This is a genomic window from Streptomyces sp. DH37 (assembly GCF_029813835.1).
In the GTDB taxonomy this organism is placed as follows: Bacteria; Actinomycetota; Actinomycetes; order Streptomycetales; family Streptomycetaceae; genus Streptomyces.
Genome location: NZ_JARVKV010000278.1, coordinates 1 through 229 on the forward strand (window position 1 = coordinate 1; position 229 = coordinate 229).

Annotated in this window: 1 protein-coding gene; it reads right to left on the reverse strand. The window is 66.8% G+C overall.

Annotation, left to right across the window (positions count from 1 at the left end; all coding sequences use genetic code 11):
• Positions 1 to 229 (reverse strand): hypothetical protein (locus tag QC029_RS31025; protein WP_279559159.1); only part of this gene is annotated, 229 nt, incomplete at both ends.

Below are 229 nucleotides of genomic sequence, written 5' to 3' on the forward strand. Positions count from 1 at the left end.
CGTGGAGCCGGTACAGGCCAACGTCTAGTACGCGCAGCTCGGCGTGGACGACGTGGAGCCGGTACAGGCCAACGTCAAGTACGCGCAGCTCGGCGTGGACGACGTGGAGCCGGTACAGGCCAACGTCTAGTACGCGCAGCTCGGCGTGGACGACGTGGAGCCGGTACAGGCCAACGTCAAGTACGCGCAGCTCGGCGTGGACGACGTGGAGCCGGTACAGGCCAACGTC